21 protein-coding genes are annotated in these 19,774 nt (G+C 67.7%); 9 read left to right on the forward strand and 12 right to left on the reverse strand.

What is annotated here, in order from left to right:
• Positions 1-6: 6 nt before the first annotated feature.
• From U1F38_RS04550 to U1F38_RS04560, 3 genes are all read left to right on the forward strand, one after another.
• Positions 7-3,267 (forward strand): efflux RND transporter permease subunit, encoded by a 3,261-nt coding sequence (locus tag U1F38_RS04550; RefSeq protein WP_409985876.1) that lies wholly within the window; start codon positions 7-9, stop codon positions 3,265-3,267.
• Entirely contained in the window at positions 3,264-4,775 is a 1,512-nt protein-coding gene (locus U1F38_RS04555) for an efflux transporter outer membrane subunit (RefSeq protein ID WP_409985877.1), read from the forward strand. Before U1F38_RS04550 ends, U1F38_RS04555 begins: the two co-directional genes overlap by 4 nt.
• 130 nt (positions 4,776-4,905) lie before the next feature.
• Entirely contained in the window at positions 4,906-5,772 is an 867-nt protein-coding gene (locus tag U1F38_RS04560; RefSeq protein ID WP_409985878.1) for a c-type cytochrome, read from the forward strand.
• A 43-nt stretch (positions 5,773-5,815) separates the two neighbouring features.
• Here U1F38_RS04560 and U1F38_RS04565 read toward each other — a convergent pair whose 3' ends face one another.
• Together U1F38_RS04565 and U1F38_RS04570 are read right to left on the reverse strand one after the other, a co-directional pair.
• Positions 5,816-6,358 carry a DUF2946 family protein gene (locus U1F38_RS04565; protein ID WP_409985879.1) on the reverse strand — a complete coding sequence of 181 codons (543 nt, stop codon included), beginning with the start codon at positions 6,356-6,358 and terminating at the stop codon, positions 5,816-5,818.
• Between the two features lie 30 nt (positions 6,359-6,388).
• Positions 6,389-6,835 (reverse strand): YybH family protein, encoded by a 447-nt coding sequence (locus U1F38_RS04570; RefSeq protein ID WP_409985880.1) that lies wholly within the window; start codon positions 6,833-6,835, stop codon positions 6,389-6,391.
• 164 nt (positions 6,836-6,999) lie between these two features.
• Between U1F38_RS04570 and U1F38_RS04575 the strand changes: the two genes are divergently transcribed.
• The 3 genes from U1F38_RS04575 (at position 7,000) to U1F38_RS04585 (ending at position 9,407) form a co-directional block, all read left to right on the forward strand.
• Positions 7,000-7,614: a LemA family protein gene (locus U1F38_RS04575; RefSeq protein WP_409985881.1), complete on the forward strand. Its 615-nt coding sequence runs from the start codon at positions 7,000-7,002 to the stop codon at positions 7,612-7,614.
• Between the two features lie 342 nt (positions 7,615-7,956).
• Positions 7,957-8,865: a TPM domain-containing protein gene (locus U1F38_RS04580; protein ID WP_409986143.1), complete on the forward strand. Its 909-nt coding sequence runs from the start codon at positions 7,957-7,959 to the stop codon at positions 8,863-8,865.
• A gap of 2 nt (positions 8,866-8,867) precedes the next feature.
• Positions 8,868-9,407 carry a TPM domain-containing protein gene (locus U1F38_RS04585; protein WP_409985882.1) on the forward strand — a complete coding sequence of 180 codons (540 nt, stop codon included), beginning with the start codon at positions 8,868-8,870 and terminating at the stop codon, positions 9,405-9,407.
• A 24-nt stretch (positions 9,408-9,431) separates the two neighbouring features.
• Here the strand turns inward: U1F38_RS04585 and U1F38_RS04590 are convergent, their stop codons facing one another.
• The 10 genes from U1F38_RS04590 to U1F38_RS04635 all read right to left on the reverse strand — a co-directional run bounded on the left by U1F38_RS04590 (position 9,432) and on the right by U1F38_RS04635 (position 17,546).
• A complete protein-coding gene (locus tag U1F38_RS04590; RefSeq protein ID WP_409985883.1) occupies positions 9,432-10,043 on the reverse strand; it encodes a cyclic nucleotide-binding domain-containing protein in 612 nt (203 codons plus the stop codon).
• Positions 10,044-10,143: 100 nt separating this feature from the next.
• The gene (locus U1F38_RS04595; protein WP_409985884.1) at positions 10,144-10,569 is read right to left on the reverse strand and encodes a F0F1 ATP synthase subunit epsilon; all 426 of its coding nucleotides are present in this window, start codon (positions 10,567-10,569) and stop codon (positions 10,144-10,146) included.
• Between the two features lie 125 nt (positions 10,570-10,694).
• Positions 10,695-12,101: a F0F1 ATP synthase subunit beta gene (atpD, locus tag U1F38_RS04600; protein ID WP_409985885.1), complete on the reverse strand. Its 1,407-nt coding sequence runs from the start codon at positions 12,099-12,101 to the stop codon at positions 10,695-10,697.
• 48 nt (positions 12,102-12,149) lie between these two features.
• The gene (atpG, locus tag U1F38_RS04605) at positions 12,150-13,028 is read right to left on the reverse strand and encodes a F0F1 ATP synthase subunit gamma (RefSeq protein ID WP_409985886.1); all 879 of its coding nucleotides are present in this window, start codon (positions 13,026-13,028) and stop codon (positions 12,150-12,152) included.
• A 24-nt stretch (positions 13,029-13,052) separates the two neighbouring features.
• Complete coding sequence (gene atpA, locus U1F38_RS04610) at positions 13,053-14,612, reverse strand: F0F1 ATP synthase subunit alpha (protein WP_409985887.1); 1,560 nt, start codon at positions 14,610-14,612, stop codon at positions 13,053-13,055.
• Positions 14,613-14,671: 59 nt separating this feature from the next.
• Positions 14,672-15,202 carry a F0F1 ATP synthase subunit delta gene (locus U1F38_RS04615; protein ID WP_409985888.1) on the reverse strand — a complete coding sequence of 177 codons (531 nt, stop codon included), beginning with the start codon at positions 15,200-15,202 and terminating at the stop codon, positions 14,672-14,674.
• A 17-nt stretch (positions 15,203-15,219) separates the two neighbouring features.
• On the reverse strand, positions 15,220-15,690 hold the full coding sequence (locus tag U1F38_RS04620) for a F0F1 ATP synthase subunit B (protein ID WP_409985889.1): 471 nt from the start codon (positions 15,688-15,690) through the stop codon (positions 15,220-15,222).
• Between the two features lie 100 nt (positions 15,691-15,790).
• On the reverse strand, positions 15,791-16,054 hold the full coding sequence (gene atpE, locus U1F38_RS04625; RefSeq protein WP_377479387.1) for a F0F1 ATP synthase subunit C: 264 nt from the start codon (positions 16,052-16,054) through the stop codon (positions 15,791-15,793).
• A 67-nt stretch (positions 16,055-16,121) separates the two neighbouring features.
• Positions 16,122-17,021 (reverse strand): F0F1 ATP synthase subunit A, encoded by a 900-nt coding sequence (atpB, locus tag U1F38_RS04630; protein ID WP_409985890.1) that lies wholly within the window; start codon positions 17,019-17,021, stop codon positions 16,122-16,124.
• A 6-nt stretch (positions 17,022-17,027) separates the two neighbouring features.
• Entirely contained in the window at positions 17,028-17,546 is a 519-nt protein-coding gene (locus U1F38_RS04635; protein ID WP_409985891.1) for an ATP synthase subunit I, read from the reverse strand.
• Between the two features lie 155 nt (positions 17,547-17,701).
• Between U1F38_RS04635 and U1F38_RS04640 the strand changes: the two genes are divergently transcribed.
• From U1F38_RS04640 to lipB, 3 genes are all read left to right on the forward strand, one after another.
• Entirely contained in the window at positions 17,702-18,598 is an 897-nt protein-coding gene (locus U1F38_RS04640) for an aminotransferase class IV (protein WP_409985892.1), read from the forward strand.
• Complete coding sequence (locus tag U1F38_RS04645) at positions 18,595-18,882, forward strand: YbeD family protein (protein ID WP_409985893.1); 288 nt, start codon at positions 18,595-18,597, stop codon at positions 18,880-18,882. Before U1F38_RS04640 ends, U1F38_RS04645 begins: the two co-directional genes overlap by 4 nt.
• 189 nt (positions 18,883-19,071) lie before the next feature.
• Positions 19,072-19,764, forward strand: a complete 693-nt coding sequence (gene lipB / locus U1F38_RS04650; RefSeq protein WP_409985894.1) for a lipoyl(octanoyl) transferase LipB — start codon at positions 19,072-19,074, stop codon at positions 19,762-19,764.
• Positions 19,765-19,774 lie beyond the last annotated feature (10 nt).

Genomic DNA, 19,774 nt, shown 5'->3' on the forward strand with positions numbered 1-19,774 from the left:
CACCCCATGGCCAAGTTTTTCATTGACCGACCCATCTTCGCGTGGGTCATCGCCCTGTTCATCATGGTGCTGGGCGGTGTGTCCATCACCCAGCTGCCGATCGCGCAATACCCGCCGGTGGCGCCGCCCACCATCGTGCTGTCGGCCACCTACCCCGGCGCGTCGGCACAAACGCTGGAAGACGCCGTGCTCTCGGTGATCGAGCGCGAGATGAACGGCTCGCCCGGCCTGGCCTACATGGAGTCGGTAGCGCAGGCCAACGGCACCGGCACGATCACGCTCAGCTACGAGCCGGGCACCAATGCCGACCTGGCGCAGGTGGACGTGCAAAACCGCCTGTCGCGCGCCAGCCCGCGCCTGCCCTCCGCCGTGGTGCAGCAGGGCGTGCGGGTGGACAAGTCCAACTCCAACTTCCTGCTGTTCGTGATGCTCTCGTCCAGCGACCCGGACACCGACGTCACGGCCATCTCCGACTATGCCTCGCGCAACGTGCAGCCCGAGCTGCAGCGCCTGCGCGGCATCGGCCAGGTGCAGCTGTTCGGCGCCGAGCGCGCCATGCGCATCTGGATCGAGCCGGCCCGGCTGGAGGGACTGAGTCTGTCGGCCGCCGACGTCTCCACCGCCATCGCGCAGCAGAACGCGCAGGTCGCCGGAGGCTCGATCGGCGACCTGCCGCTGGCCGCTGGGCAGACCATGAGCGCCACCGTGGTGGTGCCCGGCCAGCTCAGCACCGTGGAGCAGTTCGGCGACATCGTGCTGCGTGCCAACGCCGACGGCAGCACCGTGCGGCTGAAGGACGTGGCGCGCATCGAGCTGGGTGCGCAAACCTATGCCACCGCCGCGCGCCTGAACGGCAAGCCCGGCGCCGGTCTGGGCGTGCAGCTGTCGACCAGCGGCAACGCGCTGGAGTCGGCGCGGCTGGTGCGCGAGCGCCTGACCGAGCTGCAAAAGTATTTCCCCGCCGGCATGAGCTGGACCATCCCCTACGACACCTCCAACTTCGTGCGGATTTCCATCGGCTCCGTCGTCCAGACGCTGTTCGAGGCGGTGGTGCTGGTGTTCCTGGTGATGTTCCTGTTCCTGCAGAACTGGCGTTACACCGTGATCCCCACCATCGTGGTGCCCATCACGCTGCTGGGCACCTTTGGCGCGCTGCTGGCCTTCGGCATGTCGATCAACGTGCTGACCATGTTCGGCATGGTGCTGGTGATCGGCATCGTGGTGGACGACGCCATCGTGGTGGTCGAGAACGTCGAGCGCATCATGAGCGAAGAAGGCCTGCCGCCCCTGCAGGCCACGCGCAAGGGCATGAGCCAGATCTCGGGCGCCATCATCGGCGTGACGGTGGTGCTGATCGCGGTGTTCGTGCCGCTGGCCTTCTTCTCGGGCGCCACGGGCAACATCTATCGGCAGTTCGCCGCGGTGATGGGCGTGTCGATCTTCTTTTCGGCCTTCATGGCGCTGTCGCTCACGCCGGCGCTGTGCGCCACGCTGCTCAAGCCGGTCGAGGCCGGGCACCACCATGAGAAGCGCGGCTTCTTCGGCTGGTTCAACCGGCGCTTCAACCGCACCGCCAAGCGCTACGAGAGTTTTCTGGGACGCCTGCTGGGGCGCGCCGGCCGGCTGATGGTGGTCTATGTGGCGCTGGGCCTGGTGGTGGCGTGGATGTATCAGCGCCTGCCCACTTCGTTTTTGCCGCAGGAAGACCAGGGCACCATCCTGGTCAACATGCAGCTGCCGCCGGGCGCCACGCTCGACCGCACGCGGGCCGTGGTCGAGCAGGTGGAAGACTACCTGCTCAAGCAGCCCGAGGTGGCCGGCATGGTCGCGGTCATGGGCTTCTCGTTCTCGGGCCAGGGGCAAAACGCCGGGCTGGCCTTCGTCACGCTCAAGCCCTGGGACGAGCGCAAGGGCGCGCAGCACAGCGCCTCGGCCCTGGCCGGGCGGGCCATGGGGGCTTTGTCCGTCATCAAGGACGCGTTCATCTTCCCGATCAACCCGCCGCCGATCCCGGAGCTGGGCGTGAGCTCGGGCTTTACCTTCCGCCTGCAGGACCGCGGCGGCAAGGGGCATGACGCCCTGGTGGCCGCGCGCAACCAGATGCTGGGCATGGCGATGCAAAGCAAGGTGCTGACCGGCGTGCGCCCCGACGGCCTGGAAGACGCGCCGCAGCTGCAGGTGGACATCGACCGCGACAAGGCCGCCGCGCAAGGCGTGGGCTTTGCCGCCATCAACACCGTCATCTCGACCGCGCTGGGTTCGGCCTACGTCAACGACTTTCCCAACCAGGGGCGCCTGCAGCGCGTGGTCGTCCAGGCCGACGCACCGGCGCGCATGCAGCCCGAGGACATCCTCAAGCTGACGGCGCTCAACACCAAGGGCCAGGCCGTTCCTCTGTCGGCGTTTGCCAGCACGCGCTGGATCACCGGGCCGATGCAGACCATCCGCTACAACGGCTATCCGGCCATGCGCATTGCCGGCGGCGCCGCGGCCGGCTACAGCACGGGCGACGCCATGCACGAAATGGAGCAACTGGCCACCAAGCTGCCCGAAGGCTTCGGCTACGAGTGGACCGGCCAGTCGCGCGAGGAAAAGCTGGCCGGCAACCAGGCCATGATCCTGTACGGCTTTGCCATCCTGGCGGTGGTGCTGGCACTGGCCGCACTGTATGAAAGCTGGTCGATCCCGCTGGCCGTCATCCTGGTGGTGCCGCTGGGCGTGCTGGGCGTGCTGCTGGCGATCACCGGACGCGGCATGTCCAACGACGTGTACTTCCAGGTCGCGCTGATCACCATCATCGGCCTGTCGGCCAAGAACGCCATCCTGATCATCGAGTTCGCCAAGGACCTGCAGGCGCAGGGCGCCAGTGCCCTGAAGTCGGCCTTGACGGCGGCGCACCTGCGCTTTCGCCCGATCATCATGACCTCGCTGGCCTTCACGCTGGGCGTGCTGCCGCTGGCCATCTCCAGCGGCGCGGGCGCGGCCAGCCAGCACGCCATCGGCACCGGGGTGATGGGCGGCATCGTCGTCGGCACGCTGCTGGCGGTGCTCTTCGTGCCCATGTTCTACGTCGTGGTGCGCCGCTTCTTCAAGGGCTCGGCGCGCCAGCAGGAGCGCTACGCCGAACACGCGGCGCACGCCGGCATCAGCGGCGAGGCGGCGCAACACGTCGCGCCCGACGTCGAAGGGGAGATGACCCCCGAGCAGCGCCGCGCCCTGGAAGACCCAAAGCCCGCGCCCGCACCGGACGCGAAGGACCCCTCATGAAGCCCGCATCGATCACCCCCCCGGGCCGCCTGGCCGCCCTCGCGCTGGCCGCCATGCTGGCCGGCTGCTCGTTCATCCCGCCCTATCAGCAACCGGCCGCCCCGGTCGCCAGCCAGTGGCCCGCACCCAGCGGCGCCGACCCGACGGACGCCACCCGCGCCGCCGCCGACTTGCCCTGGCAGGACTTCGTGCAGGACCCCGCCTTGCGCGAGCTGGTGGAGCTGGCGCTGCAAAACAACCGCGACCTGCGCGTGGCGGTGCAGAACATCGAGCAGGCCCGCGCGCAATACCAGATCCAGCGCGCCGCGCAGCTGCCCGCGCTGACCGGCTCGCTGAGCGAGCAGCGCACGGTGCCCAACGCCAACGCCGACGCCAACGGGCAGCCCAAGGTGTCCTCGCTCTACACGCTCGGCGTGGGCATCTCGAGCTGGGAGCTGGACTTCTTCGGCCGCGTGGCCGCGCTCAAGGACGTGGCCCTGAGCAGCTATCTGGCCACCGAGGAAGCGCTCAAGACCACGCAGATGAGCCTCATCGCCAACGTGATCACCGCCGGGCTGCAACTGAAGTCCGACACCGAGCTGCTGGGCCTGGCCGAACGCACGCTGGCCACGCGCGAGCAGTCGCTGCAACTGACCCAGCTGCGCCTGGACAACGGCGCGGCCACGGCGCTCGACCAGCAATTGGCGCAGTCCCAGGTGGCCAATGCGCAGGCCGCGCGCGCCCAACAGCAACGTCTGCGCGCCCAGGACATCAACGCGCTGACCTTGCTGGTCGGCCAGCCGCTGCCCGAGCGCCTGCTGCCCGCCGTGCCGGCCGCCGCGGCCCCAGCGCCGCAACCGGATCTGGCGCAAATGGCCTCGGTGCCCGCGCCGGTGGCCGCCCTGCCCGCCTTTGCCCCGGTGCCGGCCGGCCTGCCCTCGGATCTGCTGCTGCGCCGTCCCGACATCCGCGCCGCCGAGCAGCAGCTGATCGGCGCCAACGCCAACATCGGCGCCGCGCGCGCCAACTTCTTTCCGCGCATCACGCTCACCGCCAGCGTGGGGCGCGTGAGCACCGACCTGGACGGGCTGCTGGGCTCGGGCGGCACTGGCGCCTGGACGTTCGCGCCCAGCATCAGCCTGCCGATCTTCGACGGCGGGCGCAACCAGGCCAACCTGGACGTCGCCAAGGCAGGCCGCGCCATTGCCGTGGCGCAGTACGAAAAAGCCATCCAGAGCGCGTTTCGCGAAGTGGCCGATGCCCTGGCCGGCCGCGCCACGCTGATGGACCAGCTCGATGCCCTGCAGGCGCAGGCCACGGCCGAGCGCGAGCGCTACCGCCTGACCGACCTGCGCTACCGCAACGGCGTGGCCAGCCATCTGGACCTGCTGGACGCGCAGCGCTCGCTGTTCTCCATCGAGCAGGCGCTGGCGCAGGGACAACTGGCCGAGCGCAGCAACGAGGTGCTGCTGTACAAGGCGCTGGGTGGCGGCTGGACCGAGACGCAAACATCGGCATCGGCGCGCTGAAGCCGCGCACGGGCGCCGCTGGGCGCGCCCTATAATCAAAAACCGCCTGCGCGCGGGACTGGGGACTTCAGCTGCCTTGGTCTGTGCGCACAGCCCCCAGAACATTCACGACCGAGCCCCCGAGGACGCCATGAGCGAGAGCACGCACGAGGAAGAACACACCGGCCTCATCAAAACCCCCAATCAGGTGTTCTGGGTCAGCATGCTGGCCTTCGCGCTGCCGATCTTCGTCATCATCGGTCTGGTGACCTACTTCACGTCGGGCACGGACGCCTCCCCGGGCGAAACCAACACCGAGCAAAAGATCGCCGCCCGCCTCCAGAAGGTCGGCACCGTGGAGATCCGCGACGCCAACCGCCCGCTGGCCAGCGGCGAGGACGTGTTCAAGGCCCAGTGCTCGGCCTGCCACGCCACCGGCGTGTCGGGAGCGCCCAAGTTCGGCAACGCCGGCGACTGGGCCCCGCGCATCAAGGCCGGCTACGATGCGCTGCTGCAATCGGCCCTGAAGGGCAAGGGCGCCATGGCCCCGCAAGGCGGCGGCAACTTCTCCGACACCGAAATCGGCCGCGCCGTGGTCTACATGGCCAACGCCGGCGGCGCCAAGTTTGCCGAACCGGCCGCGCCCGCGGCCAGCGGCGCCGAGGCGGCGGCCGCACCGGCAGCGCCCGCCACCCCAGCGCCCGCCGCAGTGGCGGCCGCGACGCCGGCTCCCGCGGCAGCACCGGCCGCCGCGGCGGCCCCCGCCGGTGGCGGCGACCTGGCGGCCGGCAAGGCCATCTACGACTCCACCTGCGTGGCCTGCCATGGCACGGGTGTCGCCGGCGCGCCCAAGTTCGGCGACAAGGCCGCGTGGGCGCCGCGCCTGGCGGCCGGTTTTGACGAGGTGCTGAAGATCGCCACCCAGGGCAAGGGGGCGATGCCGCCCAAGGGTGGCTCCACCGCGTCGGACGCGGACTTCAAGCAAGCCGTGGAGTACCTGGTCAACGCTGCCAAATAAGCGCTCGCGCGCCGCTGAACAAAGCCGCCTCCGGGCGGCTTTTTCATGCCGCGCCGGATCGGCGCTCGGGCCTCAGGACAAAGCCAAAGCGCGCAGGCACCTCGGCCGCCAGGATGGACTGGGGGCTCCAGCGGCCCTGCTCCAGCGCCGTGGCGATCAGGACCACATCCTGGCTGTGCACCAGGCCGATCCCCCGGTCGGTCTGCAAATACACGCGGCCGGCCTCGTCCAGCCACAGGCCCTGCACCGCCGCCGGCTGACCGGTGTGCGCAAGAACCAGGCCATCCGCATGCACGCGCCACACCCAGGGCGTGCACTCCAGCTCCACGTACACGCGCTGCGGGCCGTTCTGGAAAAACCATTGGCCGAACTCGTCCGCCTCGTAATTGCGGCCGATGAAATCAATCAGTTTGTCGTGCCGCAGCAGCTCGCCCCGGGCGCCCGGCACACCGCTGCCGAACGCGCCCAGCGCCTGCGCGGCGGCGTCGCGCAGATACCAGCGCCCGCGCGCGTCCAGGCCCAGCCAGCCAAAGCAATGCGGCACCCTGGGCCATTTGGCGATGGCTTGCCTGACGATGTCGTCCATGAGAGCGTCCTCCAAACAATGGCGCCGCAATCAATGCAGCAGTTGCCCCGGCGCCGTCACCTCCACCACCTCGCTGCGCCCGGGGCTGGCGTGGTGCGCCACCAGCCGCCAGCCGGCGACCGTCTTGAAATAGACGTTGGTGGCCACCACCCAGGCATGCTGCGGGCCTTCGGCGGTCAGCAAATCGATGCGCTCGAGCACGTTGTGCACGGCCGCGCCCAGCGCGTCGATGCGGCGCACGCGCTCGGGCGTGGCCCGGATGCTGCCCTGGGCGAACATGGCCTCGAAGGCGACGCGAATGGCCTGCACGCCCACCAGCCGCGGTCCGCCCGGGTGCACGCAGACGATCTCGTCCTCGTCGGCCCAGCAGGCCATCAGCCGCTCGATGTCGCCATGCTGCAGCGCTTCATAGAACGCCGCCTCGACATCGTCGGCGGAACCACCGAGCACGGCGGCGCGTTGGCGGGACTTGGGCATGGCGGCGGCAATCGGTGGGCGGATGGACCAAGCCTCATTGTGCCTGCGCTGCCGGGGCTGCCAACGTGAACCATGTCGGGTTGCGGCGCGCCGGCGCAGCGCCGAAGCGCCTCAAGCGTGCTATGTTGCGCCCTGGCTCGAACCTTCCGCAAAGGACCGTTTTCATGAATCACTGGCTCATCCGACTGGGCGCCGTGCTGGCGCTGGCCCTCTCCCTTGGCGGCTGCGGCTACAACGACTTTCAGCGGCTGGACGAGCAGACCAAATCGGCCTGGAGCGAAGTGGTCAACCAGTACCAGCGCCGCGCCGACCTGATCGACAACCTGGTGAGCACCGTCAAGGGCGAAACCGACTTCGAACAAAGCACGCTGACCCGGGTGATCGAGGCGCGCGCCAAGGCCACCAGCATCCAGGTCACGCCCGAGACGCTGAACAACCCCGAGCAGTTCAAGCAGTTCCAGGCCGCACAGGGCGAACTCTCGGGCGCGCTCAGCCGCCTGATGGTGACGGTGGAGCGCTACCCCGACCTGAAGGCCAACAAGGCGTTCTCCGACCTGCGCGTGGCGCTGGAGGGCACCGAGAACCGCATCGCCGTGGCCCGCGGGCGCTACATCGAGTCGGTCCAGGAGTACAACGTGCTGACGCGCAGCTTTCCCAGCAACCTGACGGCCATGGTGTTCGGCTACAAGCCCAAGGAGAACTTCACCGTGACGAATGAAGCGGCGATCTCCACGGCGCCCAAGGTCAACTTCGGCCCCACTCCGGCGGCGTCGCGGTGAGATGGGACACCCCCTGCGTCGCCTTCGGCGCCTTCCCCCTGAAGGGGGACGACGCCGGTGGCCGGGCAAAGCCCGCTCCACGGCGTCCGCTGGCTTGGCCTGCTCCGCGGCCATGGGGCTCTTTGCACTTCATCGGCTGCGGGTGGGGCGCAGCGCCATGGATAGCTGAAATGGGACACTCCCTGCGTCGCCTTCGGCGCCTTCCCCCTGAAGGGGGACGACGCCGGTGGCCGGGCAAAGCCCGCTCCACGGCGTCCGCTGGCTTGGCCTGCTCCGCGGCCTATTGGCTCTTTGGGCCTCATTCTCTGCAGATGGTGCGCCGCGCCATGGATCACTGAAATGATGCCCATTGCGCGCATGGGGCGGGCGCTGATAGCTATCGTTTTGATAGTTATCGGGTGCGCCGCGGCGCTGGCGCAGGGCGTGCAGCCGGTGCCGCCGCTGACTGGCCATGTGATCGACACCACCGGCACGCTGGACGGCGCGCAGGCCGCGGCGCTGGAGGCCAAGCTGGCCGCGCTCGAAAAGGACAAGGGTGCGCAACTGGTGGTGCTGATGGTGCCCACCACCGCGCCCGAGGACATTGCCGCCTACGCCAACCGCGTGGGCAACACCTGGAAGATCGGCCGCCAGGGCGTGGGCGATGGCCTGATCCTGCTGGTGGCGCTGAAGGACCGGCTGGCGCGCATCGAGGTGGCCAAGACGCTGGAAGGCGCCGTGCCCGACATCGCTGCACGGCACATCATCGACGAGGCTCTGGTGCCGTTTTTTCGGCAGGGCGACTTTGCCGGCGGGCTGAACGCGGCGGTGGACCAGCTGTCCGCACGCGTGCGTGGCGAAGCGTTGCCTCCGGTTGCGGCGCCGCCGGCGCGGGGCAGCGCCAGCGCCGACGACTTCGGCTGGCCGGGACTGCTGATCGTGTTCTTCTTTTTCGTGCCCGTGGCCAGCGGCATTCTGCGCGGCGTGCTGGGGCGCAAGCTGGGCGCCCTGGTTGCCGGCATCGGCGCCGGAGGTCTGGCGTTCCTGGCCGGCGTGGGGACGTTGCTGGCGCTGGGCTTTGGCGTGGCGGCGTTTGTGTATGCGCTGATTGCCGGTGTCACGGCGGCATTGCCCATGGGGCGCTCGGGCGGTGGCTGGGGCGGTGGTGGTTGGGGCGGCGGCGGCGGTTTTGGCGGCGGCTCGGGCGGCGGGGGCTTCAGCTCCGGCGGTGGCGGCAATTTTGGCGGCGGCGGCGCCAGCGGGAGTTGGTGAGCATGGCCGGATTGTTCAAGCGCATGCTGCGCCACGGCTGGCTGGACCAGGCCGACGCGCGCCGCCTGGTGGGGCCGGCCGAGGCCGCGCGCCTGCGCGAGCAGGTGGCGGCCAGCGAGCGGCTGCACACCGGCCAGATCCGCATCTGCATCGAGGGCGGGCTGCCGCTGAGCTATCTCTGGCGCCATTGGCGTCAACGCCTGTCGCGCGCCGAGCTGGTACGCCAGCGCGCGGTGATGATGTTTGCCAAGCTGCGCGTGTGGGACACCGAGCACAACAACGGCGTGCTGATCTACCTGCTGCTGGCCGAACGCGCCATCGAGCTGGTGGCTGACCGCGGCCTGGCGCGCATCGTCGGGCCCGACGCCTGGCAGGCCATGACGGGCCGCCTGGAGCAATGCCTGCGCGACGGGCGTGTCGAGCAGGGCTTGCACGACGCGATTGCCGAGGTGTCCGCGCTGCTGGAGCAGCATTTCCCCCGCCTGCCGGCCGGTGCCGCGCCCGTGGTCAACGAACTGCCCGACGAGCCGGTGTTTCGCTGACGGCGGTTGATCAACAGCGTTGCGCTACAGCCGGCTTTCCCGGCCCGCCGCGCGCTCCTGCTGTTGTAGCAGACGGCGGTTGATGGAGTGCGCGGCGTCCAGCTCTTGCTGCATGGCCTTGTTGACGCGCGCCAGCGCCACCAGCTTGCGATTGGTCTCGCGCAAATGACCGGCCACGCGCATGGCGATGGCCGACAGCAGGCGTGCGGCCACGCCCGGCTGCTCGGCAACGAGCTGGTTGAGCGCATCGCGCGAGAGCACCGCCAACGCCAGATCGGTGGCGGCGGTACAGGTGGCCGAGCGCGCCGCCTGGTCGATCAGGCCCAGCTCGCCGATCAGGCTGCCCGGACCCAGCACCGACACCACGAAACCTTCGGCGGCCGAATCGCTCTCGACCGTCACCTCGCCGTCCAGGATCAGCGACATGCCGTCCTGGGCATCGCGCGCGTGGCCGGAGTCGTCGTGCTCGCCCGCACGCATCAAGACGGTGCCGGCGGGAATGCGGTGCGGGCGCATGCAGCGCACGACGGCCAGGGCGTCCGGGGCCGCGAGCTCCACCAAGGCGCCGGGCGTGACCAGCAGCAGCGCCGCGCGCTCCTGCACGTCGTGGTCGTCTCGGGGTTTGCGCGCAAACATATGCAGGTGATTATGGAGACCGCCCCAGGAAAAGGAAACCGTCGGGCGCATGAAAAAACCCACCTTGCGGTGGGTTTTCACGCTTGCGAGCTTCGCTTGCTCAGTGCTTGGGGCGCTCGCGGTATTTGCGCAGGGCCGCCAGCTCGGCCGCCAGGATGGCCAACTCCGAGGTGGCGCGCGCCACGTCGATCTCGCTCTTGGCGTTGCGCAGCGCCTCTTCGGCAGCCTTCTTGGCGGCGTTGGCGCGCTCGTCGTCCAGGTCCTTGCCGCGGATGGCGGTGTCGGACAGCACGGTGACCACGTGGGGCTGCACCTCGAGGATGCCGCCGGCCACGAAGACGAATTCCTCGCCGCCGCCGGCCTTCTGGATGCGCACCGAGCCGGGCTTGATGCGCGTGATCAGCGGCGTGTGGCGCGGATACACGCCCAGTTCACCCGCCTCGCCGGGCAGCGAGACAAACGTCGCCTCGCCCGAGAAGATCGACTCCTCGGCGCTGACGACATCGACATGAATGGTATTGGCCATTTGGTTTGCTCCAGTCTGAAGAAAGCCGGTTGAGCAAGCAGACGAGATGAGCCGCTAGGCGCCACGCACAGCCGTACAAGCGTACGGCGAGCAAGGCAACGACGCGGGTCGCCCGTATGCGCCGCTCAAGCGACTTTCTTCGCCTTTTCCATGGCCTCTTCGATGGTGCCGACCATGTAGAAGGCCTGCTCGGGCAGGTGGTCGCACTCGCCGTTCACGATCATCTTGAAGCCATGGATGGTGTCCTTCAGCGGCACGTACTTGCCGGGCGAGCCGGTGAACACTTCGGCCACGTGGAAGGGCTGAGACAGGAAACGCTGAATCTTGCGCGCGCGCGCCACGGCCAGCTTGTCCTCGGGGGCCAGTTCGTCCATGCCCAGAATGGCGATGATGTCGCGCAGCTCCTTGTAGCGCTGCAGCGTGCCCTGCACGGCGCGGGCGACGGTGTAGTGCTCCTCGCCAACCACGTGCGGGTCGAGCTGGCGGCTGGTGGAGTCCAGCGGGTCCACGGCGGGGTAGATGCCCAGCGAGGCAATGTCGCGCGAGAGCACCACGGTGGAGTCCAGGTGGGCAAACGTGGTGGCGGGCGAGGGGTCGGTCAAGTCATCGGCAGGCACGTACACGGCCTGGATGGAGGTGATCGAGCCGACTTTGGTGGAGGTGATGCGCTCTTGCAGGCGGCCCATTTCCTCGGCCAGCGTCGGCTGGTAGCCCACGGCAGAAGGCATGCGGCCCAGCAGGGCGGACACCTCGGTGCCGGCCAGGGTGTAGCGGTAGATGTTGTCCACGAAGAACAGCACGTCCTTGCCTTCGTCGCGGAAGGACTCGGCAATGGTCAGGCCCGTCAGCGCCACGCGCAGGCGGTTGCCCGGCGGCTCGTTCATCTGGCCGTAGACCATGGCCACCTTGGATTGGCTCAGGTCTTCTTGCACGACGACCTTGGAGTCGCTCATCTCGTGATAGAAGTCGTTGCCCTCGCGGGTGCGCTCGCCCACGCCGGCAAACACCGACAAGCCGCTGTGCGCCTTGGCGATGTTGTTGATGAGTTCCATCATGTTCACGGTCTTGCCCACGCCGGCGCCGCCGAACAGGCCCACCTTGCCGCCCTTGGCAAACGGGCAGATCAGGTCGATCACCTTGATGCCGGTCTCCAGCAGCTCCTGCGAGGGCGAAAGTTCGTCATAGGCCGGGGGCTTGCGGTGGATCGCGGCGGTTTGCTTCTGGTCGACCGGGCCGCGCTCGTCAATGGGGTTGCCCAGCACGTCCATGATGCGGCCCAGCGTGGCCGGGCCCACGGGCACGGTAATCGGATGGTTGGTGTTGACCACCATCATGCCGCGGCGCAGGCCGTCGGAGGAGCCCAGCGCGATGGTGCGCACGATGCCGTCGCCCAGCTGCTGCTGCACTTCCAGCGTCAGGGTCGAGCCGTCCATCTTGAGGGCGTCATAGACCTTTGGCATGTGCTCGCGCGGGAATTCGACGTCGACCACGGCGCCGATGCACTGAACGATTTTTCCTTGAATTTGAGCCATGTGGTGCTCCAAATGATGTGATTCGTGTTGACGGGGGTCAGACGGGATTTAGACGGCGGCGGCGCCGGCGACGATCTCGGACAGTTCTTTGGTGATCGCCGCCTGGCGGGTCTTGTTGTAGATCAGCTTCAGCTCGTCGATCACGTTGCCGGCGTTGTCGGTGGCGGCCTTCATGGCCACCATGCGCGCCGACTGCTCGGACGCCATGTTCTCGGCCACGGCCTGATACACCAGGGCCTCGACGTAGCGCTTGAGCAACTCGTCGATGACCGACGGCGCGTCGGGCTCATAGATGTAGTCCCAAGCGTGGTCGGCGCCACTGTCGCGCGTCTGCTGCTGCATGGTCTCGGCGGACAGGGGCAACAGTTGCTCGACCACCGAGTCCTGCTTCATGGTATTGATGAAGCGGGTGTAGGCGATGTAGACGGTGCTGAGCTCGCCCTTGGCGTAGAGGTCGAGCAGCGTCTTGACGGGCCCGATCAGCTTGTCCAGGTGCGGCGTATCGCCCAGTTGCGTGGTTTGAGCCACCACGCGCGCACCGATGCGCGAGAGAAAGCCCAAGCCCTTGTTGCCGATGGCCACCGCGTCGATCGCGACGCCGCTGGCCTGCAGCTCCTTGAGCTTGGTGGTGACCAGACGCAACACGTTGGTGTTCATGCCGCCGCACAGGCCCTTGTCCGTGGTCACCACGATCAGGCCGGCGCGCTTGACGTCGTTGGCCTTCATGTAGGGATGCACGTACTCGGGGTTGGCCTCGCCCAGGTGGGTGGCGACGTTGCGCACCTTCTCGGCGTAAGGACGCGCCGCGCGCATGCGATCCTGCGCCTTGCGCATCTTGCTCGCGGCGACCATTTCCATCGCCTTGGTGATCTTCTTGGTGTTCTCCACCGATTTGATCTTGCCGCGAATTTCCTTGCCGACTGCCATGGCGGATGCTCCTTGTGCGGCCGATCAGGCGAAGGACTTCTTGAACGCCTCGATGGCGGCGGTGAGCTCGGCCTGGGCTTCCTTGTCCTTGTCCAGCGCCTTGCCGCCTTCCATGCGCTGCAAGAGCGCGGCGTGCTTGTCCTTCAGGTGGGCGTGCAGGCCCGATTCAAACGGCAGCACCTGCTTGATCTCCAGGCTGTCCATGTAGCCCTGGTTGGCGGCAAACAGCGAGGCGGCCATCAGGCTGATGGGCAGCGGGCTGTATTGCGGCTGCTTGAGCAGCTCGGTCACGCGCGCGCCGCGATCCAGCTGCTTGCGCGTGGCCTCGTCCAGGTCAGACGCAAACTGCGCAAACGCGGCCAGTTCGCGGTATTGCGCCAGGTCGGTACGGATGCCGCCCGACAGCTTTTTGATCAGGTCGGTCTGCGCCGCCGAACCCACGCGCGACACCGAGATACCGGCGTTGATGGCGGGGCGGATACCGGCGTTGAACAGGCTGGTCTCCAGGAAGATCTGGCCGTCGGTGATCGAGATCACGTTGGTCGGCACGAAGGCGGACACGTCGCCGGCCTGCGTCTCGATGATGGGCAACGCGGTCAGCGAGCCGGTCTTGCCCTTGACCTCGCCCTTGGTGAAGGCCTCGACGTAGTCGGCGTTGACGCGCGCAGCGCGCTCCAGCAGGCGGCTGTGCAGATAGAACACGTCGCCGGGATAGGCTTCGCGGCCCGGCGGGCGGCGCAGCAGCAGCGAGACCTGGCGATAGGCCACGGCCTGCTTGGACAGGTCGTCATAAATGATCAGCGCATCCTCGCCGCGATCACGGAAGTATTCGCCCATGGTGCAGCCCGAATACGCGGCCACGTACTGCATGGCGGCCGATTCGGCAGCCGATGCGGCCACCACGATGGTGTAGGCCATGGCACCGGCCTGCTCCAGCGCACGCACCACGTTCTTGATGGACGACGCCTTCTGGCCGATGGCGACGTACACGCAGGTCATGTTCTGACCCTTCTGGTTGATGATCGTGTCGATCGCCACCGCGGTCTTGCCGGTCTGGCGATCGCCGATGATCAGCTCGCGCTGGCCGCGACCGATGGGCACCATCGAGTCGATCGACTTGAGGCCGGTCTGCACCGGCTGGCTGACCGACTGACGCGCGATCACGCCCGGCGCGACCTTCTCGATCACGTCGGTCATCTTGGCGTTGATGGGGCCCTTGCCGTCGATGGGCTGGCCCAGCGCGTTGACCACGCGGCCGATCAGCTCGGGACCGACGGGCACCTCGAGAATGCGGCCTGTGCACTTGACCGTGTCGCCTTCGGAAATGTGCTCGTACTCACCCAGGATCACGGCGCCGACGGAGTCGCGCTCGAGGTTCAGCGCCAGGCCGAAGGTGGGCTGGCCGTCGGCGGTGGCCGGAAACTCCAGCATTTCGCCCTGCATCGCATCGGACAAGCCGTGGATGCGCACGATGCCGTCGGTCACGGACACCACGGTGCCCTGGTTGCGCACGTCGGCGCTGACGCCCAGGCCCTCGATGCGGCTCTTGATCAGTTCGGAAATTTCGGTGGGATTGAGTTGCATGACTCTTTCCTTACAAAGCTAGATGGTTATCGAGGACTCTCGTGCCGATGCGCAAGGCGTCAGGCGGTGAGGGCCGCTTTCATTTGTTGCAGGCGCGCGCGCACGGAGGTGTCCAGCACCTCGTCGCCCACGACCACGCGCACGCCGCCGATCAGCTCGGGATCGACGTGCACCTGGGTCTCGAGCTGACGGCCGAAGCGCTTTTCGAGCACGGTCTTGAGTTGCGCCAGCTCGCCGCCATCGATCGGAAACGCGCTGTAGATCTGCGCGTCCGAACGTCCGCTTTGCGCATTGGCCAGTTCGCGAAACTGCGCGGCCACCTCGGGCAGCGCCGCCAGGCGACCGTTGTCGATCACGGTGCGCAGGAAGTTGGCACCGCGCTCGGACAGGGCCTGCGGCAGCACCGAGGTGACCAGCTTGAAGACCTCGGCCGCGCCCACCTTGGGGTTGGCGGCAAATTGCAGCAGCTGGGGCGTTTGCGCGGCGGCCGCAATGGTGTCGAGCCAGCTTTGCGTGCCGGCGGCGTCGCCACGGCAGGTTTCGAACAGCGCTTCGGCGTAGGGCCGGGCGATGGTGGCAAGTTCGGCCATCTGGGTGTCCTCGTGGCTCAGAGCTCGGTTTTCAGGCGATTGAGCAGATCGGCGTGCACGGCAGGGTTGACTTCCTTGCGCAGGATTTGCTCGGCGCCCCGCACGGCCAGCTTGGCCACTTCGTCGCGCAGCGCTTCGCGCGCCTGCACCGTCTGCTGCTGGGCCTCGGCCCGGGCGGCGGCGATGATCTTGGCGCCTTCGTCGTTGGCACGGGCCTTGGCCTCTTCGATGATGGCTTGCGCGCGGCGCTCGGCATCGGCCAGGCGCTGGGCGTTTTCGCTGCGGGACTCGGCCAGCTGCGCCTCGACGCGCTTGTTGGCGGCGTCCAGCTCGGTGCGGGCCTTGTCGGCGGCGGCCAGGCCGTCGGCGACCTTTTGCGCGCGCTCGTCGAGCGCGTTGGCGATCGGCGGCCACACAAACTTCATCGTGAACGCCACCAGGAGCAGAAACACGATGATCTGGATGATGAGGGTACCGGTGATGCTCACGGTGGTTCCTTGGATTGCAGCGGCGCTGGGGCCGCAAGACTCATTCGCGGGATGCCCGCGCCCGTGAAGGCGCGGGCCTCATCCCAACCCGACCCGGAACTTACTTGGCGATCTGGGCGAGCTGACCCAGGAACGGGTTGGCCGTGGCGAACCACAGGGCGATACCCACGCCGATGATGAAGGCCGCGTCGATCAGGCCGACCAGCAGGAACATCTTGGTTTGCAATTCGCCCATCAGCTCGGGCTGGCGTGCGGCCGATTCGAGGAACTTGCTGCCCATGAGGCCGATGCCGATACAAGCGCCGACAGCGCCCAGGCCAATGATCAGGCCGGCGGCCAGAGCGACAAAGCTGATAACTTCCATGATGACTCCTAAGGGACGTGGTTGGTTGAGTTGAGGATGAAAACGAAAGGGAAAACGAAATCGCCGATCAGTGGTGATCGTGTGCCTGGCCGATGTACACCAGAGCCAGCATCATGAAGATGAAGGCCTGCAGGATGATGATCAGGATGTGGAAGATGGCCCAGGCCAGGCCTGCGATGATGTGGCCGATGGCCAGGCCGATGCCGGTGCCCGTGAGGGCGAAGGCGCCGCCCATCAGCGCGATCAGCATGAAGATCAGTTCGCCGGCATACATGTTGCCGAACAGTCGCAGGCCGTGCGAGAGGGTCTTGGAGGCAAATTCGATGATCTGCATCGCGAAGTTGACGATGCCCAGCAGTACCGCCATGACCGGATTCTTGCTGGTGCCGAACGGCGCCGTGACCAACTCGTGCGCCCAGCCGCCCATGCCCTTGATCTTGACGTTGTAGTACAGGCAGATCAGCAGCACCGCCACCGACAGCCCCATGGCGCCCGACACGTCGGCCGTGGGCAGCACACGCATGTAGGCGTGCGCCGGGTCATGGCCGGCGGCGCCGACGAGCTTGGCCCAGATCGAGGGAATCAGATCCACCGGCAGCAAGTCCATGGTGTTCATCAAGGTGACCCACACGAAGACGGCCAGGCCCAGCGGCGCCACGAACTTGCGGCTTTCGGCGTTCTTGACGATGCCCTTGGCCTCGTTGTCGACAAACTCCACCAGCATCTCGACCGCCGCCTGGAAGCGCCCCGGTACGCCGGCGCTGGCCTTGCGCGCGGCCGCCCACAGCAGCAGAAAGGTCAGGGCCGCCAGCAGCACCGAAAACAGCACCGTGTCGTAATGAATGACCGAGAAGTCGACCACGGCGTTGGACGCCTTGTTCTGCCAGAAGTGCAGGTGGTGGACGACGTATTCGCCCGCAGTGGGCCCGTGCTCAGCGGCGGATGCAACAGCGTTTTCAGCAGCCATCGGTGTTTACTCTTCGTGCGCCTGTCCGTGTGCGGACTTTTTGGGCCGGGCCCACAACAGGCCGACCCAGTACATCTTGATCGTCAGCACCAAGCCGATCAGCAGCGCTGGCCAGCTCAATGCTCCCAAAAATCGCGGGGCCGCCATCAGCATTCCCACGGTCAAGGCCAGCTTGACTCCCTCCCACAGCAGCAAACCGGCCAGTGCCGCCCCCGGGGGAAACCCGGGCGCTGCCCAACGCCGCGTGCCCTTGGCCGCCACCGCCGCCGGGATGATCCCGGTCAGCGCGCCATAGGCCGCCGACCAAGCCACCTCCACCCGACCGGTCAACAACCAAGCCGAAGCAGCGACGACCATGCCGGTCAGCCCCTGCATCACCAGCGCCCGCCCCACCGACACTTGCGGATGTTGCGTGCGCCAGCGGCGCGCCTGCTCGGCCGAAAGCGGCGTGGGCAAGTCCTCGCCCACCTCGGAATCGGCCCAACCCGAGACACCGGGCGCCGACTGGGGTGTGATTTTCTTCATGCCACCTGACGCCGCGGTTACTCTCTCAGCCAACGTGCTGCAAAGCCATGAAATTATACGTGGTAACCCGCAGCCCAATCCAGTGGCGCGCAAACGCAGCGCCTGCGGCTGGATCAGAATGCGGGCTGCCCCCACTGCATCTCGCCCCCTTTACCATGCCTGCCTCCTTGCCCGCCCTGCCCTGTCACCTGAACGGCGAAGTCACCACGCTGGACGCCGCGCGCATCAGCCCGCTGGATCGCGGCTTCATCTTTGGCGACGGGGTGTACGAGGGCATCGCCGTCTATGGCAAGCCGGGCCACGCGCCGCAGCCGTTTCGCTTCGAGCAGCACATGGCGCGGCTGGATCGCAGCCTGCGCGAGGTGCGCATCCCCAACCCGCACACGCCCGATGAATGGCGGCGCATCGCGCTCGACCTGATTGCCGCGCACCCCGAGCACGCCACGAACAACGACTGGTTCTACTATTTTCAGGTGACCCGCGGCGTGGCGTTGCGCGAACACCACATGATCGAAGGCCTGACGCCCACGGTGTTTGCCACCTGCCTGCCGCTCAAGCCCATTGCGCCGACGCTGCGCGCTCAGGGCGTGGCCTGCGTCACCGCGGAAGACTTCCGCTGGAAGAAGGCGCACATCAAGTCCATCAGCCTGCTGGGCGCCGTGATGGCGCGCCAGATCAGTTTTGACGCGGGCGCGCTGGAGACCGTGATGTTCCGCGACGGTTTTCTGAGCGAGGCGGCGTCCAGCAACGTGTGGGTGGTCAAGGACGGCGTCGTCTGCGGACCGCCGCGGGACCACCTGGTGCTGGAAGGCATCCGCTACGGCGCCATCGAGGCGCTGTGCCGCGAGCAGGGCATCGGCTTCGAGTTGCGCCGCATCGCCCAGGCCGAGGTGTCAGCGGCCGATGAGCTGCTGCTGTCCTCGGCCACCAAGGAAGTGCTGCCCGTCACCACGCTGGATGGCCGCCCGGTGGGCCATGGCCGCCCGGGTCCGATCTACGAGAAGCTCTACGCAGGCTACCAGCGCGCCAAGGACGCCTTGTTCACGCCATGACCGATGCCATGCCCAGCGGCGCGCGCCGCGACGACCTGATCGAGTACCCGACCCCGTTCCCCATCAAGGTGGTCGGCGTCAACGAGGATGGCTTCGTGCATGCCATCACCCACATCGCGCGGCAGTTCGACCCCACATTCGACGCCACGACCATCGAGCTGCGCGAAAGCGGCGGCGGCAAATACCTGGGCGTGACGATCACCGTGCTGGCCACCAGCCGCGCACAGCTCGACGAGCTGTACCGCGCGCTGTCCACGCATCCAATGGCGCGCTGGGTTCTGTGATCATGCACACCCCCAGTCTGCACTCGCTGCGCGATGTTTCGCCCACCCCCTTGCAGGGGGCATCGCCAGTTGCCGGGGAGACCCCGGCCACGGCGATCACCGGCGTGGCCTGCTCCGCGGCCGTTCGGCTCTTTGGGTTTCATCACCAGCTGATGACACGCAGCGCCATGAGTCACCGAGAAACTTAACATGCAGATTCAATGGCTCGGCCGGGTGGAGTACGCCCCCACCTTCCAGGCCATGAAGGATTTCGCGCGCCAGCCGTCGGCGACATTGCGCGAGGAGCTATGGATTTGCGAGCACCCACCGGTATTCACGCTGGGCCTGGCGGGGCGGCCCGAGCACGTGCTGGCCCCTGGCGAGATCCCGGTCGTCGCCACCGACCGCGGCGGACAGGTGACCTACCACGGGCCCGGACAGGTGGTGGCCTACCCGCTGATCGACTTGCAGCGCCGCGGCATCTTCGTCAAGGAATACGTGTATCGGCTGGAAGAAGCGGCCATCCGCGCACTGGCGCGGTGGGGCGTGGTGGGGCACCGCGTGAGCGGCGCGCCCGGGATCTACGTGCGGCTGGACGATCCCTTCAGCCACGCCGTGCTCGCGCAACGGCCGCAGCAGCGCCCACCCGGCACGCCCGCGCCGCCGCCGGACTTCACCGGCCTGGGCAAGATCGCGGCGCTGGGCATCAAGGTCACCCGGCACCACACCTACCATGGCCTGGCCCTGAACGTGGCCATGGATCTGACAGCCTTCGAGCGCATCAACCCCTGCGGCTACCCCGGCCTGCGCACGGTGGACCTGCGAAGCCTCGGCGTGGCGGCCGCCTGGGATGAGGCGGCGCGCGAACTGGCCGGGCAATTGCAGCGCCTGCTGGCGGTGTAGCGCCCCATCC

This window comes from Ottowia sp. (genome assembly GCF_046348305.1).
In the GTDB taxonomy this organism is placed as follows: Bacteria; Pseudomonadota; Gammaproteobacteria; order Burkholderiales; family Burkholderiaceae_C; genus Ottowia.